We start from the raw sequence: 14,346 nt of genomic DNA, 5'->3' as shown, positions 1-14,346 counted from the left end.
AGCTGAGAGACATCATTTTACGAACGTCGATACGCACATTATGCATCTATGCATCGATGTTTCTATTTAAACATTTCCGATCGTTTATGTCAATAGGCATTTTCCCTCACCCCTATACCACCCTTAAGCGACGGCGAGCTCCCGCCCTACAACAGGGGTGACGGCTCTCGATCAAAAGAGCGAGTGACCAACTTTTGTGCTTCCCATCGCATCATCGCTCGACGTGTGCCAACCTCGCCGGATGAGATCACCCCATGGTGTTCTCATCACCTATATGTCAACGGGGCGACCGTTGCTGGTCGGCTCTTTGACGCGGGTGTTTACCCTCCCCAGCTCGATGATTGACCCGTTCAGGCCAACCCGGCCTGGTCTCAACATAGAAGGGCACCATCCATGGATAGCGAACTCGTGTTTGGCTCATTCGGGCAAATGGACGAGCGGCAGGGGCTGTTCGGTCGTCCATCCAAGAGCCAGCGCGCACTGCAAGAGCGAGCTGAGCTCGACGTAGCAAAGCTTCTGGTGAGCGCAAGGAAGCAAGATGTCACCGGCGCCCTGCGCAAGAGGATCACTGAGAATGGCCTGCGGGACGCCCGCGATGTCCTGGAGCTGCTCAAGGAGCTATCAGGAGGGGACGAGATGATGGCAAGGGCGCTGCTGCCCATTTACAGCGAGTTCGCGCGTCAGACGGCGCGTGACGTCCGGGACTTCGGCCGAGAATTCGGTCTCTAGATGAAGACAGACAACTCGGTCGATGCGTTCTACCTGGCCATCATCGTTATCGGGGCTATCTTCCTTGTTGGAGCCCTCCTCATTCACTCTCAAGGTAGGAGAGGCGTGTCCAGGAAGAGTCCTGTCGATGCGTCGCTGGAGCTGTACGTCACCATGCGCGACCGCAAGTACGAGGCGATGCGGCTCATGCGGCAAGTGGCTCGGCAGCGGCGGCGTCCAGGGCCCCAATGAAAAAAGCCCGAGACCTCCTCATCACGCTGCTCCTCGCAGCCCTCACCATCAAGGTGTTGTGGTGGACGGTTGAGCCCCTCATCCCCTACCTCGTCAGTGGGCTGGCGATCGTCATGGTGCTGGGCTTCATCTACTACCGCATGACTCGGTGGTAAAAAGCACAAAGGTGGGACTCATGCCGATATGAGAAAATAGGTCGGCATGAGTCCCACTGTTTTTGTTACCCCCATAGCGCTGACGCTCCTTGTGAGCGCTCCTTTTCTGGGACGTAAAAACATGCAACCGTCCGAAGCTACTCGTCTGTCGTACCGGCTGGCCTTTCCCACCGACCTCACGACCGAGCACGTTGCTCGCTGGATGACGTCGGTGAGCGGCACGCTCACCACCGGCCCGCGCCGCCTGTTGGGCGTGCCGACCATGGTGTTCGAGGTCTCAGCCACAGATCACGGCATCGTCCACGGGCTCAAGGTGCCCCGTGAGCACGCCCGTTACATCGTCCCCCAGCTCCGCTCGCTGGTGCCGGGTATGACCGTGACGCCGGCCGCGGACGAAGAACCGCCCGTTCACTGGACGACCGCGGCCGAGCTAGGTCAGACCAACCCCAACCGCAGCCTCAGCATCCTGGACGCGGCGGCATTGTCGGCAAGCATCCTCGCTGGCATGCAGGGTCTGGGCGCAGATGAAGCGCTCCTCTTGCAGTGGGTGGTGACTCCCGCCCTCCAGGAGCGACCACCAAGGCAGGGCCGCGAGGTAAGAAGCAGCCGTTACAGCCTCGTTGGTCAGCTCCTGGTCGGCTCAGCCGGAGCAGACAAGGACGAAATCGCCGACCGTCGGGCCAAGCTGTCGGAACCGAACTTTCTTGGTGTGCTGCGGATCGCCGCTAGGGCCAGCGACAAGCGCCAGGCCGACCGACTGCTGGCACCCCTCCGTTCCAGCCTGGCCAGCGTGCGCAGTCCAGACAACCGATTCAGGAAGCGGCTGGTGTCATCGAGTCGTGTGGTTCAACGGGTAGCAGCTGCTGCCCCCGTGACCATCTTCCCGGCGCAATTAGCTGTCACCGAGTTGGTCGGCCTCTTGGCCTGGCCCATCGGGCAACCGCATATTGCCGGGCTCCCCCGTTCCCGAACACGCCATCTCCCCGCCACCGGTGCCATCCCCCGCACCGGCCGGGTGATCGCTCGCTCCAACTTCCCGGGGAACGAGCGGTTGCTCGCGCTCGATCCCATCCAGTCCGCCCAGCACCTTCAGGTCGTGGGACCGACAGGGAGCGGTAAGACAGTCCTCCTTACGAACCTCATCGAGCAGGACATGAAAGCCGGGCGTGGGGTGGTGCTCGTCGAGGGGAAAGGCGACCTGTTCAACGAGGTACTGGCCAGAGTCCCGGAGCACAGAGTTCAGGATGTGGTCCTGGTCGACGTAGGGGACGTGGACTATCCGGTGGGCTGGAACCTGCTGACCGGCAGCCCCTATCTGGCAGCGGCCGGTATCCAGGCACTGTTTGACCATCTCTACCCGCAGGACGCGAGAGGTGTGCGCGTACGGGCAGGCTTCTACCACCTGATCCTCACCTTGATGTTGTCGACCGGTGCAGCCGAGCCAATGTCCTTCGCGGACATTGGGCCTCTCGCCTTGCCGCAGGCAAGACAAGAGGAGTTTTCTCGTCGCCTCATCCGAGGTGTTGGGCATATTGAGGAGCTGGCCGACTGGTGGCGGGGCATCGACGACCGGATGCGACCGGCCCACTTCCAACCGATCCTGGATCGGATCTGGCAGCTCAACAACAGGCCGAGCCTCCGCAATATTCTCGGCCAGGGTCGGAGCACGGTGGATCTTCCCTCCATCTTGAGGGATAGAAAAATTCTGCTGGTCAATCTCAGCCGCGCGACCGAAGGGAGGGACACGGCCGGACTCTTCGGCTCGCTGCTGCTGAATGCGATTTGGGGAGCGGTCCAGGCCGGTGCTTGTGATCCGACCAACCCAACCCAGCTCTACGCGGACGAATTTCAGGACCTGATCGGGCTCCCGATTTCTCCCTCGGAGTGGTTCGCCCAGGCCCGTTCGCTCGGTTTGGCGGTGACGGTCGCGCACCAACACCTTGACCAACTGACCCGTGAACTCCAGGCGGCCACGCAGAACAACTGCCGTTCGAAGGTCGTCTTCCAAACGGCAGCAGATGAAGCCCGGGACTGGGCCCGCCAGTTCGGCCGCAGCGTCACTGAAGAAGATTTCCTCAATCTGAGCCGCTACGAGATTCTGGTGCGCCTGGCGACCGAGGACGGCGTGAGTTCGCCAGTCTCAGGCGTGACGCTTCCGCCCAGTGATCCGACCGGCTTTGGTGATGAGGTGCGGCGGCTTTCACGGGAGCGCTACGGACGGCCGCGGTCAGAAGTAGAAGACGAGATTCGTCGGCGTCGGAGTGGACGGGTTGAACCGGCTGACTCTGGTCAGCCGGCACCCCCGCCGAACCGGCGGCGGTTTGGTGGACCGAGAGTGGAGGACTAATGCCAGGCACCCAAAATGCGCTGTCGGAAGTGGCGTACCTGCGGCGAAGTTGTGAGTACCTTCTGTCGACCCTGCGTGACGTAGAGCGTGAACTTGGGCGGTTGCCGGATCTCACTGAAGCCCAGGAAGCCATCTTGGATATGGAGACCACCTTGGCGGGCTCGGACATCCGGAAAGACCTCGACCGTGCGGCGGGCTCGGCTGAAGTGTGGGTGGGGCGAATCGAGAATGTTCGCAACCTGTAGGCGAACCCCGTAGGTCAGCCGTAGGCAGACAGTAGGCGTACGCCCATACCTACAGGCCGCTGACCACGGGGAACGGTGGAAAGTATCAGGGGATGACTACCCATGGAGGAGGCACATATGGAACTCACGCATCGAGACTACGAAATCCTGAAACTGGTCGGCAGCTTTACCCAGCTTGCTTCCTCGCACCTTGGCGAGCTTGTTTTTGCTGATCGCTCGCACAGCGTGCCTGACCGTGTTCTGGCTCGCCTGGTGCGTCTCAAGTACCTGAACCGAGTGGGACGACGTGCCAGTGGAGATAAAGGCGGAGCGGGTGCTTACGCGTACCAACTTGGGAGGTATGGCCGTGTGTTGCTCGACATCGAGGGACGCCAGTCTCTAAGCGTCAACAACCACGCCCTCCTCATCGCTGACACCTACCTCGAACTGCGCCGAGCCGAAAAGGCAGGCGTCCTCGTCGTGAAGGAATGGGAGGTAGAACTGCCTGTTCCTCCTGCGGTGCGGGCAGACTTGTTTGTGTCACTGGACTTCCCTGGGCAGCGACGCAGTAGTCGCTACTTTCTAGAGATCGACCTTGGCACCGAGGCACCGGTGCGTCTCCGGGAGAAGATCGCTGGGTACTGGCAAGCAGCTGAGAGCAGTGATGATGAGTACTTCCCCTACGTAGCATTCGTCGTCAAACATGAGGTACGGCGACGGGAGATTGAACGCATCATTGGGAAGCTGCCAGAGGAGCAACAAGACATGGTGCGGGTTTTTATGTTTGGGGAGGTTGTTTCGCGGTTGATAGGGCTTTAAAGTTCCAGATTAAGAGGATTGAGGTGACAGCATTGACACAATCTACCATAAATGCTTAAATAGAGAAACGAATGCAGTATACGCAGAGAGGTTCGTTTAATTCTCGGCTCCGCTCATTCAGGCGAGAACACCCCGCCGCTGGGAAAGCAGCGTGGTGCGACCGCCTGAATGGGAGAGAATAATATGAGCGAACACAACAACAAGATCGACACCAAGCCAGACAAGACCACCATGGTCCTTATTGACGGTGTCGAGCATTATCCCCACTGCAATGGTGGTGGACTCGTAGCAGTCACTGCCCACGTTGATCCGACAGCCTATGTTGAGCGGTGGGCTCGGGTCTCCGGAAATGCTCGGATCCACAGCAGAGCTACCATCCTCGGCAAGGCACAGATCTCGGGCAACGCCGAGGTCTTCGACGACGCTCAGGTCTACGGCAATGCCAGAGTCTTCGGTAGTGCTCGCGTCTACGACAAAGCTCGCGTCTTCGGCACAGCGCAGATCTCAGGCAACGCTGTCGTTAGCGGCAACGCCTGGGTACACGATGAGGCCCGGGTTTCGGGCAATGCCCGGGTCGGCGGAAACGCTTGGGTATTTGACAGCGCCCAGGTCTTCCGCGATGCCAATGTCTCTGACAACGCCCCCGTCTCCGACGACGCTCAGATCGGCAATGAAGCTTCTGTTTCCGGCGATGCTGTGATCCACGGCGACGCTTTGGTAGCCAAGACCGACGTCGTCACCACCGGCAGGCTCCGCTAGGTTCAGCAGGCAAGCTGACGTCAACTGCCTTAAGAACACCGCCCCTGGGTGCCATCGCTGACAGCGATTGGTACCGGGCTATTCTTGTGTGTCGCCGTGTCAGTTCAGGGCTCGTATCTCCAAGCACTAGGGCGATACCGAAATAAAAACACTGCCTCTGTTAAACTCCCCCTGAAACCACCGCAGTTGAGAGAGGGCGCCAATGGGCCAGAAAATCGTCAGGTTCTCGGATCTGAGCGGCAAGCTCGTGGATGATGACAACCAGCTCGTCCGCATCGTCGTCCAGGAGCACCCAGACCTTACGGGTGGCCCGGTTGAGATCGAGGCCCTGGCCGAGGAGCTGACTGACGTTGAGGCTGCGGCGCTCGACCTGGTGCGCTTTGAGCTGCACGTCCCTGGCGGTGAGCCCCAGCGCTACGTCATGGAGGTCGACGCCTTCAACAAGCTGGCCGCGGACACTCCGATGCCGGAGGTTCTCCGGGATGCCAAGCGCGTGGTAAGTCCCGTGCCGAAGCAGGCCGTGCCGGCTGCTCCCGAGAAGGAGCGGATCAACTACGCCAGCCTGGAACATGCAGGCAAGCCCCACAAGGGACGGACACAGGACGCAGAGAAGGTGCTGGTTCAACAGCACTTCGACGAGGTGAACCAGCGCCTGGCGGCGGCAGGCATCCGGACGATCGATCTGGGGAACCCGGATCATGTTGGGCGGTATGGGCTTGAAGCCCTGGCCAAGGAACGTGGGGCTGCCATCGCCTAGCGTCGTCGGATCTACCGCAGGGCTCCCCTACCGGGAGCCCTTTTGGTTTTCCGCACTGGTGGAGCGTCACATGAACCCGCCGACTCAGGCTCGTGGCCGGCGGGGGTGTTGTGCGGGACGTTCATGCTTCCCGCGGCGGATCGGGTGGTCGGGCTGGGGTGGGCTGCTCGGCCCACTGGCGACTCATCATGCGCAAGTTAGCGGCTACGCACAGACTGGCGGTATGGCCAATATCAGAGTTGAAGCGTTGCTCAACGGGACATGGATCCCAGTGCAGGCCATCGCTCCCGTTCCGTACGACCGAGAGAACGTGACCACCTTCGCGCCGGTGCTGGGCAGCGACACCCCACGCGAAGCTCTTAGCAAGAAGCTGGAGAGCTGTGTCACCACGCAGGAAGCTGTGTGGGTGACGTTTGAGAACGGCGATTCCGTTCTCTTCGGCGGGGCTGTTGTTGTGTTCCGGATCGCCAAAGAGTCAGAGCCACCCAACGTCGCCTGGGGCGGGTAAGGCTGAGGTCGATGTCCTGCACGCCGGATGTGCCCCGTCGCCAGCAACGGCAGCGGCGCACGTTGGTTGGCAGGATCAAGAGCCGGTGCCGGCGTGGGGCTGAGTCGAGCGGTCCTGGACCGCGGCTGCGGCCCTCGATGGTCGAGCGCACCCAGGAGTCGACGCCGAGGTCGGCAACGAGGGTGAACGTCGTGGTGGCTCCGAGGCAGCTGTCGCAGGCAATGAGACGGCACCCGGACGATCGACTCTGGCACCCCTGACCACGTGAACCGCTACCGACTTCAAGCACTTGCCCGGAAGGTGAGCTTGATATCGAATAGGCTGGCATCCAGATCCTCGAAATGATCCTGTACACCCAAGTCAGAGATGTCGAGATTCCCGCTTTGGGAGGTTTCGATCCTTCTTCAGCTAAAAGGCAACGGCGCACGGGGAGGCGCATCGATGCGTACCCTATTGCGACTGGCTCATCGCAGGGGGTCCAGGGAACTCACCTCGTCGCATACCTAGCAAACTCTCACGAGCCCACTGAATCTAGTGGTGCCAGCGGCAGTAGAGTCGCACATTGGGGCGTCTCCTACAACCCATCTACCTCGTTTCCGTAGGTAGGTGGGGCGTACCCCCGCCATGCGCCGTGCGTGTGCTTCCACTAGTCCGTTTCTGTCATATAGGCCAGGGAAGAATCCGGTCGAGAAGTGCAGGGGAACACTTCGCTATGCCGGAGGAAACCATGGCGATTTCGGGCCGTATACGAGAGACCTACATCCTCGGTATCATCACACTCATTTCGTGTATTGGGTCGGTCGGACTCACTTTGGTACTCACGAGCCTTCCCGTCATCCAGTCAACCGCCGCTGGAAACGCCGGGCAAGCCTACGATGCTGCCGCTGCTGCTACCTCCGTCATTGTCCTCGTCTATATAGCGCGAACGTTTCGACACCAAGGTGACGAGGCCCGCATCAACCGTGAGCTGATTTCTTTGCAACGCGACGACACCCAGGGGCAGCACAAAACTGTACAACGTTCAGCAGAAGCGGCGGTGCGGGCCCGGCACATAAAATTGCTTGAGATGGCCATAAATGACCCGGAGTTGATGCAGTGCTGGCCGGTTTACGGGATAGCAGATTCAGATGAACGCAGGAGGCAATACCTCTATTGCAACCTAATCATCTCTCATCACTGCATGTGTTACGAGCTTGGGTACTATAGCGACGATGAAGTAGAACAGACGCTCCGACACATCTTCACCAATGAGATAGTGCGAAGCTTCTGGGAGACGACGCGGGAAGCGCGCAGTCGGAACGCACCGCATGGCGGAACCATGCGCAAGTTCTACGACCTAGCGGAACTTACCTACCTGCGATTGCAAGCTGATGAGGCGTGACCCGGCAGGGGTGTCCGCCTAAGTCACGCCAGAGAATCAGCTACTCGGCGGGTTCCACCCAGCGCTAATCAACACATGTCGAGGAACGATGATTAGTTCCTCTCCTTCGCCTACCCCTGAACCAGGAGGCAGCGAGTCTCGCATCTCGGATGGCGCCGTGCGCCCGATAAAAGCCACGTCACCCGATGATGTTGAGAACGCCGCTGGACAATTTGAATCTGACATACACCTTTGCTGCTCTGGAGTGTCCAGCCGCCTGGTGATCCTCAATGGACTTCCTTTCAGGGAGAGGTAACGCTCCCTATGAGCTGGCGAAATCCCGGGGAGGATAGCACAGGAATGCCGTGCTTCATCGCTGCCACATTTTGAACATTAACGATCACTGACGGCCTCGATAGCGGTACGTATAGTCTGAATGTAGAAACTTCTGATCGCGGTGGATGACGTCCAGCACACGCGGCTGGAGACGCCCAGTTATCAGGGCGGCTCCTTGGCGGCCTACCCCTGCGCCGATGCAGCTTCAACTCTTGCCGCCTCCAAACACTATCGACAAAAATGATCACTCGCGTTTAAATAGAAGAGCGAACTATTCGCATTCACACCGTTCACCTGCAACAGGTCGAACCCGTGGCATCTACGGCTTCTAGGTGTTCCTTGTTTGAAGGAGAGCGTTGTGAATCGCAGGAAAAGATGGGCACTCTATGTTACGTCTGCCTGTATCGGGGCTGCGTTTAGCTTGTCCATGTTCGATACCATGAGGTTCGTACTTGGTGAAGAAGTATCGCTTCGGCACATTGGCATCACGTGTGCGCTGATGATCGCGCAGTTTATGCTGCCGCAGTCTGTGCTGCCTAGTCACGACTGAGAACTGCGGCCCCGGGACGTCGTGTCCGGGGCCGCATCTACTGACCTGCTGGTGAGGTTCTGCACTCATTTCTCGCGTAACATCATTCGTGTTCAGGCTGATACTGGTTAGAGTTGTGCTGCTTGCTGTAGCGCTCGGCGCCGAGCGCCGTTCGTAGCCGTTCACCCTTTAGAGGTATGGACAGGCACACGACAACCATCTAGCTTTATCGCCGAGTAACCGGCTCGCCCTGGGGATCATGTTCCCCAGGGCTTTCTATTTGCAGGGCTGTCCACGCATCCAAAAGATGCGCTCGGGCGCAATGTGCGAACGGAGGAGCCTTGAACGGCTTCACAGAAGCGGAACAAGAGATGTTGGGCAGGCTCTACAACCAAGGTGAGGATGCACGCCAACTCCTCATGCGAGCAGGGTTTCCGACCAACCGGATCCCCGATTTCAGAAACCCGCAGGCATTCTGGTTCGATGTCGACACGAGCCTAAACAATGGAATTATGCGCGATGGCCGGAACGCGATTCTGACCATTGTCCAACAGGACTACCCCGAAACTCCATCCAGGGGCAGGAGGGAACGCCCGCCGCAGAATCCGACACCGACATCTCCTCCGGAGCCGAGCCCAGACACACCTTCCGCATCTGAGAGGCTACTATCCAGAACACAAATCATTGTCGCGAGCATTAGCGCTGCAGGTTTGATCACCGTCGCAGTCGTGACAGGCGTCTTTCTCCTTTTGGGCGGCGATGACAAAAAGGGCGATCCCAAACCCACCTCATCCCCCAGCCTCCTCACACTCAAGCGCCCCGAATACAGCCTCTATGCCAGTGGAAAGAAGATTGCTGGCGGAGCTGTTCGTTGGCAAAGCAACGGGCCGATCATCGTAGGCGTCACACTCAATGACGGACGTTGCTCGGTGAAGGTGAAGATCGTCGTCAAAGACCACTCGGGCAAGGTGGTCGGTCGCGACGAACACGTTGGCTGCGGCGCTGATAAAAAGCCGGGCTACAGCTCGACCTTCAACGAATCTGGTATTGAGCAGGTTGGTATCTCGCTCTACGACAACGAAAAGCTCGTAGCGCAGACCACGTGTTCGCGCTCTGGGGAGTGCTGGGCTACGGGTGTGTAGCTTGTGGGCGCACTGAATAGAGCTCTCTAACGGTCTGGTCAGCATGGAGGTTGGTCCCAGAGTTCCTTGACAACCGCGGTCGCGGTTGGGTCGGGGGCGACCAGCCTCCCCGCCGGCGTTGGGCTGGGTCGGTCGGTTCTATGGCCGCACTGCGGCACGTCGATAGCCACGCGCACCCAGGAGTCGCCGAGCGCTCGGTGGCTTGCCGCCATCTACCGGCCTGGCCGGCTGCGGCCGAGGAGGCGGGTACCAACGGCGCGGGCGATGTCGGTTGGATGAGGTCGTAACAGGGGTGGCCGCGGGATGCGCTGAACAGACCCGACGCAAGGGTTGGGGCTGGCGTGAGCATGGTCGGCGCGATCTACAAAGCACGGCGCTTGATGCTGGGCTACCCGTTCATCGTCGCCACACCGTGAGCAGTCCCCCCACCATCCAGAGACTAGTAGCAGTCGACGTTGGTGCCCATCGCGATGTGCGCCTCCTGCCAGCGGCGCAAGGAGTTCGGCGTATGTACGGGCCGTGACCGGCGTGAGGTGGTTCGGCTCGGCCATCAGGCGCGCCGAGTGCGGTTGATGGTGCTCGTCTCGACTCGGGCAAACCTATTGACTGCACCGAGATCCGTCATGTCATCCGCTGCTGTCGACATACACGGATTCACGGGCGAGTCTTCTCTACCGAGAGGGTCGATATTGTTTTTGTCCCAGTGGGGAGAACGTCCCGTTTCACATCCCATGCGGTAACACCGTCGTTTGCCAAATTCTCTTCCAAAGACGGCCGGGCGGTCGGGTCGGCAAGCACTATCAGGAAGTCACGAGTCGAACCGACCGTGGAATCTTTCATGGGGAACTTGAAGATCTTCTCATTTCCCACGGGAAATTCTATCTTGGCTTTGGCATAGAACCTGGCACTCGGCGGATGACCGACGTACGGCACCTTTATTACCAACCACAGCGAGTACCCCGCAGAAACCTCAGATTCCCGCGCCACCTTGACCCATACTTCACTGCCAATACCTGGCTGGCCGTCAGCGGAGACCGCACTCACGACCCGAGCCGGAAGAGCGCTAGAGCCTGTCGACCCCGAGGAATGCGACGATGCCCCCGTGGATTCCGTCGGCGCGCTCGAACTGGCTGACGGAGTAGTCGTTCCAGTGAATCCGGAAAAGCTCGGCGAAGGTCGGCTATCGTCGCGAACCTGCTCAGCTGAAGAGGTACTACGAACATGCACGATCCACGCGACCAGAAGGATAGCTATCAGCATCACAAATATGACGGCAAGTAGCTTCTGCCGACGATTCGGCACGTACCTGGTTTGGCCCATCTCTATGACTCACACGCCGAAAGAGCTCCAGCAACTACCACCACATCCACCCCGGCACCCCCCAGTTAATTCTCCACGCATGGACGGAGATCGTCGCGCGCGTCAGCGTACGACCTCCGACCTCCTTGATCGCCTGGCTTGTGAGAGCCGTGCGTCGCTATAGTCGCGAACCCCGATACGTGACGTTCTTACTGAAGACACAGTATGCTCGCCCTCTGGGAAAAAGGAGCTGCACGGCACCAATTTTCCGCCGGGCAATGCAACGATTCGACTCTGCTTGAAGATCGGCCACAAGGGTGTGGACGTGACACCTTTGCGAACACTCGTTCCCGGCAATTGCGTTCGATTGAGGGTGGATATATCTACCGCCTACGTCATTTCGCGTACTCCGAGCCAGGCAGGGATCTTTAATCGACCTGAACGAGGAAAGCGATGTCCGTAGACCTGATTCAGCAGATCTGAGAAATTGATTCCTGGCCCACTGGTGGGCAGGTTGACTGATGTGGCATTGACTGGATCGAGACTGCGATGATCCTTTCCGTTGAACTTCCAGAGTCGGAGGCTGTCTGGGCACTGCTCTCACTGTGCGTGGGTGTCTGCACCGCAGTCTTCGCATCGTGGGTAACCCTGCATGTCGCTCATCCAAGGCGACGGCTCGACTGCTGGATGCCGACTGTCACCAACCTTCTTAGCGCGCCAGGTAGTGCCGGAGTCTCGGTAAGTCACAACGGCACCTCTTTGAGCGTCCCTCACATCGTTGAAGTACAGCTGGTCAACCGTGGCCAGCGGGACATCCTGAGCAGCAATTTCGACCACGCGCTGCCCCTCACGCTCAACGTCGGCGCGCACATCATCAAAGTCCTGCATGTCGCGTGGCAGCCAACGGGGACACCGGACCCGGTGTACAGCATCACCGGAACAAAGCTTGCGATCAATCCTTGCCTCTTCACCGCAGGTCGCTCGCTCTCTTTCTCCCTTCTCGTCGACGGCCCAGACCCCAAACTGACCCTTGCGGCAGCTCTGAGCGATGTCGAGGTCAGGGCACTCGATGGTCGCGTGGAGCAGGCAGAGGAGATCAACAGCAAACTGACTGTAATCATCGTGGCGATGGTGGCCTTCTGCATGGGGCTTTTGACCTGTCCCTTCTTGTGACCCGGATTTCGCCGCTGCGGTACAGGTCACCAGTAGCAATGCCGTGTAGAGGATGTCTCACATGGTGAGTTTCGCGAGTCTCTTGTAGCAGGTCAGGGCTACGGCGAGGCCGAGGGAGGCGAGGAAGTGGCTGCCCTTGCATTCGTAGTGGACGGTGAGGCGGCGGTGGCCGAAGAGCCACCGGGCCGGGCTAGCCGTCGTTCTTGGTGTCGCCCTTCGGCCCAGCTGCCCGCACTGGCTGGTAGTCACCCGGGTACAGCTCCAGGCCGAGCCGGTCCCTGCAGTCCTGGAAGGCGGTGCCTTCAAGACGAAGGAGCTGGCCTTCAACGAGCTTCTGCAGCGAGTTGCGATCCACAGCAGTCATTACGCCACAGCTCCTACGTGCTGCGCAGCTGGGTCGGGCGGATCAAGTGGGCGTGGCTGGCGCGCGGTTGGTGAGCTCGTTCCAGGCGGACTCGCTCAGCCATAGGTCGGGAAGTCATCGCCGAGGATGATCCGCCAAAGACGGATGGCTTCTCGGTGGTCGCCGCGGTTCTCAGCTTCAATAGCGAGATCGGCTCTATCTCGGGCCTTGGCCAGGCTGTCGTTAATGGCTGTACGCGAAGCCCACGAAAGATTGCTCGACAAGTCACCACTGTATCCGGCTGGATCTTGCACCGAAAGATAATTGTGGTTGTAGTCGAAGAACAGCCGAAGCGCCGTGCGGGAGTTAGAACCCAGTGACGAGAACGTACGCGCAACAAGCATTTCAAGGTGGAAGGAGGCAAGCCGTGAGCTATGCGCCTCGTTCCACTTCTTGGCGAACCTGATAACCTTCTTCAGATTGCCGCCCAACGCGTTATTGCGCTCGTTCAGATACGTCTCGTGCTTCACGGGGTCGGTGGTAAGCCACCCGCCCGAGCCATCTGGGATGCCGTAACCACCGGTGTCGTACTTCACGACGGCCGCCACGTCCACCACCAGGCCGTCGGCGTAGAAGAGCCGCACGGCTTGCCCTCGTGCACCGATCTTCCTCACGGCTGACGCGTTGTTCAGGCTACGGCGCACCCTGTACAGGAAGTCCGTCGAGCTCTTCTGGTAACTGTCCGTCCAGAGGGCATCGTCAACATGCAGGTGAGTCATCAGGTCAATATCTGCAACGGGGTTGCTGGCGGTGTTGCGCCCCAGGGATCCGATGATCTTGGTGGACTGGTACTGGACGTTCGACGTGGACGGAAACGCTGACTTGAGGGATGTCACCACGGCATCCCGGCGCTTGTACACCTTGTCCCATGTGTCATTGGTCGGCGTCACCTTGGTGTTGAACTCGTCGAAGGCACCTGCTGTAGTCGTCGCCATGCCTACTCTTCACCGTCCACTCCGTAGCTCTGGCCACCGCTGTTGATGTTCCGGCCCGACAGCCTGTAAGCAAGGCGGCCCGGCGGGTCGGCCGTCTTGTTGAGTTCGTCGCGGGTGTTGGTGAGGTTACGCAAGGTGTCCCGTGCGTCCTCGCGGCTCATGTCGACCAGGTCGACCACGAGAAACTGCCGGGCGGCTGTCTGTAGTTGGAGGTAGGCGTTCGCCGATGCTTGAGCCTGCGTCATACGACGCGACGCGTTCACAGTGGTCAGCGTCGCGCTGAAGGCCGCCGCGGCTAGGGCGAGGACGCCGGGCCAGACACCAACGTCACCAGCGAGCGCGGTTCCACCCGACACGGCAGCCATCCCCGCTGCTGGTACGCCGAGCATCAAGTTGATGAGCCGCCACAACTTGGCCTGCTCGAACTGACCTTGGGCACTCCACAACGCACTCTCGTGGATGCGGTCGGCCTCTTGGGCCATGGCCCGGTGCGACTCAGGGATGCCATTGGGGATCAGTGACACGAACACCTCAATAGCCAACACCGCGCAAGGTGGGTGGAGACGGACAAGAGGAGCGACGCGCCAGTGTAGATCCCCGAGTTCATGGAGTGCCAGCAGTTTGCAGTGATGCGACGCCC

16 protein-coding genes are annotated in these 14,346 nt (G+C 59.8%); 12 read left to right on the top strand and 4 right to left on the bottom strand.

The window, feature by feature from the left end; translation table 11 throughout:
- Nucleotides 1-393: 393 nt before the first annotated feature.
- From OG965_RS32090 to OG965_RS32040, 11 genes are all read left to right on the top strand, one after another.
- Nucleotides 394-729, top strand: coding sequence for a hypothetical protein (locus tag OG965_RS32090; RefSeq protein WP_371655544.1), 336 nt, complete (start codon nucleotides 394-396; stop codon nucleotides 727-729).
- The gene (locus OG965_RS32085; RefSeq protein WP_371655543.1) at nucleotides 730-960 is read left to right on the top strand and encodes a hypothetical protein; all 231 of its coding nucleotides are present in this window, start codon (nucleotides 730-732) and stop codon (nucleotides 958-960) included.
- On the top strand, nucleotides 957-1,115 hold the full coding sequence (locus OG965_RS32080) for a hypothetical protein (RefSeq protein ID WP_371655542.1): 159 nt from the start codon (nucleotides 957-959) through the stop codon (nucleotides 1,113-1,115). The genes OG965_RS32085 and OG965_RS32080 overlap by 4 nt, the downstream gene beginning before the upstream one ends.
- A 46-nt stretch (nucleotides 1,116-1,161) precedes the next feature.
- The gene (locus OG965_RS32075) at nucleotides 1,162-3,462 is read left to right on the top strand and encodes a type IV secretory system conjugative DNA transfer family protein (RefSeq protein ID WP_371655541.1); all 2,301 of its coding nucleotides are present in this window, start codon (nucleotides 1,162-1,164) and stop codon (nucleotides 3,460-3,462) included.
- Complete coding sequence (locus OG965_RS32070; RefSeq protein ID WP_371655540.1) at nucleotides 3,462-3,707, top strand: hypothetical protein; 246 nt, start codon at nucleotides 3,462-3,464, stop codon at nucleotides 3,705-3,707. The genes OG965_RS32075 and OG965_RS32070 overlap by 1 nt, the downstream gene beginning before the upstream one ends.
- A gap of 117 nt (nucleotides 3,708-3,824) precedes the next feature.
- A complete protein-coding gene (locus tag OG965_RS32065; protein ID WP_371655539.1) occupies nucleotides 3,825-4,505 on the top strand; it encodes a replication-relaxation family protein in 681 nt (226 codons plus the stop codon).
- A gap of 183 nt (nucleotides 4,506-4,688) precedes the next feature.
- Complete coding sequence (locus tag OG965_RS32060; protein ID WP_371655538.1) at nucleotides 4,689-5,264, top strand: hypothetical protein; 576 nt, start codon at nucleotides 4,689-4,691, stop codon at nucleotides 5,262-5,264.
- Between the two features lie 202 nt (nucleotides 5,265-5,466).
- The gene (locus OG965_RS32055) at nucleotides 5,467-6,021 is read left to right on the top strand and encodes a hypothetical protein (RefSeq protein WP_371655537.1); all 555 of its coding nucleotides are present in this window, start codon (nucleotides 5,467-5,469) and stop codon (nucleotides 6,019-6,021) included.
- A 223-nt stretch (nucleotides 6,022-6,244) separates the two neighbouring features.
- Nucleotides 6,245-6,529, top strand: coding sequence for a hypothetical protein (locus tag OG965_RS32050; protein ID WP_371655536.1), 285 nt, complete (start codon nucleotides 6,245-6,247; stop codon nucleotides 6,527-6,529).
- Between the two features lie 712 nt (nucleotides 6,530-7,241).
- Nucleotides 7,242-7,910, top strand: coding sequence for a DUF6082 family protein (locus tag OG965_RS32045; protein WP_371655535.1), 669 nt, complete (start codon nucleotides 7,242-7,244; stop codon nucleotides 7,908-7,910).
- A gap of 1,185 nt (nucleotides 7,911-9,095) precedes the next feature.
- Nucleotides 9,096-9,896, top strand: coding sequence for an effector-associated domain EAD1-containing protein (locus OG965_RS32040; protein WP_371655534.1), 801 nt, complete (start codon nucleotides 9,096-9,098; stop codon nucleotides 9,894-9,896).
- 654 nt (nucleotides 9,897-10,550) lie between these two features.
- Here the strand turns inward: OG965_RS32040 and OG965_RS32035 are convergent.
- A complete protein-coding gene (locus OG965_RS32035) occupies nucleotides 10,551-10,940 on the bottom strand; it encodes a hypothetical protein (protein ID WP_371655533.1) in 390 nt (129 codons plus the stop codon).
- Nucleotides 10,941-11,744: 804 nt separating this feature from the next.
- Between OG965_RS32035 and OG965_RS32030 the strand changes: the two genes are divergently transcribed.
- The gene (locus OG965_RS32030) at nucleotides 11,745-12,368 is read left to right on the top strand and encodes a hypothetical protein (protein ID WP_371655532.1); all 624 of its coding nucleotides are present in this window, start codon (nucleotides 11,745-11,747) and stop codon (nucleotides 12,366-12,368) included.
- 190 nt (nucleotides 12,369-12,558) lie between these two features.
- Here the strand turns inward: OG965_RS32030 and OG965_RS32025 are convergent, their stop codons facing one another.
- From OG965_RS32025 to OG965_RS32015, 3 genes are all read right to left on the bottom strand, one after another.
- Nucleotides 12,559-12,732, bottom strand: a complete 174-nt coding sequence (locus OG965_RS32025; protein ID WP_371655531.1) for a hypothetical protein — start codon at nucleotides 12,730-12,732, stop codon at nucleotides 12,559-12,561.
- 95 nt (nucleotides 12,733-12,827) lie between these two features.
- On the bottom strand, nucleotides 12,828-13,706 hold the full coding sequence (locus OG965_RS32020) for a hypothetical protein (RefSeq protein ID WP_371655530.1): 879 nt from the start codon (nucleotides 13,704-13,706) through the stop codon (nucleotides 12,828-12,830).
- 2 nt (nucleotides 13,707-13,708) lie between these two features.
- A complete protein-coding gene (locus tag OG965_RS32015; RefSeq protein ID WP_371655529.1) occupies nucleotides 13,709-14,248 on the bottom strand; it encodes an SLATT domain-containing protein in 540 nt (179 codons plus the stop codon).
- Between the last annotated feature and the right edge of the window lie 98 nt (nucleotides 14,249-14,346).

Source organism: Streptomyces sp. NBC_00224 (genome assembly GCF_041435195.1).
Taxonomy (GTDB): domain Bacteria; phylum Actinomycetota; class Actinomycetes; order Streptomycetales; family Streptomycetaceae; genus Streptomyces.
The sequence above is the reverse complement of the archived record's forward strand: the minus strand, read 5'-3'. Positions and strand labels throughout refer to the sequence as shown.

What these genes read in the sequence shown, in the direction of transcription:
- OG965_RS32090 (WP_371655544.1), top strand. Translation starts at nt 394, where the DNA reads ATGGATAGCGAACTCGTGTTTGGCTCATTCGGGCAAATGGACGAGCGG.
- OG965_RS32085 (WP_371655543.1), top strand. Translation starts at nt 730, where the DNA reads ATGAAGACAGACAACTCGGTCGATGCGTTCTACCTGGCCATCATCGTT.
- OG965_RS32080 (WP_371655542.1), top strand. Translation starts at nt 957, where the DNA reads ATGAAAAAAGCCCGAGACCTCCTCATCACGCTGCTCCTCGCAGCCCTC.
- OG965_RS32075 (WP_371655541.1), top strand. Translation starts at nt 1,162, where the DNA reads ATGAGTCCCACTGTTTTTGTTACCCCCATAGCGCTGACGCTCCTTGTG.
- OG965_RS32070 (WP_371655540.1), top strand. Translation starts at nt 3,462, where the DNA reads ATGCCAGGCACCCAAAATGCGCTGTCGGAAGTGGCGTACCTGCGGCGA.
- OG965_RS32065 (WP_371655539.1), top strand. Translation starts at nt 3,825, where the DNA reads ATGGAACTCACGCATCGAGACTACGAAATCCTGAAACTGGTCGGCAGC.
- OG965_RS32060 (WP_371655538.1), top strand. Translation starts at nt 4,689, where the DNA reads ATGAGCGAACACAACAACAAGATCGACACCAAGCCAGACAAGACCACC.
- OG965_RS32055 (WP_371655537.1), top strand. Translation starts at nt 5,467, where the DNA reads ATGGGCCAGAAAATCGTCAGGTTCTCGGATCTGAGCGGCAAGCTCGTG.
- OG965_RS32050 (WP_371655536.1), top strand. Translation starts at nt 6,245, where the DNA reads ATGGCCAATATCAGAGTTGAAGCGTTGCTCAACGGGACATGGATCCCA.
- OG965_RS32045 (WP_371655535.1), top strand. Translation starts at nt 7,242, where the DNA reads ATGCCGGAGGAAACCATGGCGATTTCGGGCCGTATACGAGAGACCTAC.
- OG965_RS32030 (WP_371655532.1), top strand. Translation starts at nt 11,745, where the DNA reads ATGATCCTTTCCGTTGAACTTCCAGAGTCGGAGGCTGTCTGGGCACTG.
- OG965_RS32025 (WP_371655531.1), bottom strand. Translation starts at nt 12,732, where the DNA reads ATGACTGCTGTGGATCGCAACTCGCTGCAGAAGCTCGTTGAAGGCCAG.
- OG965_RS32020 (WP_371655530.1), bottom strand. Translation starts at nt 13,706, where the DNA reads ATGGCGACGACTACAGCAGGTGCCTTCGACGAGTTCAACACCAAGGTG.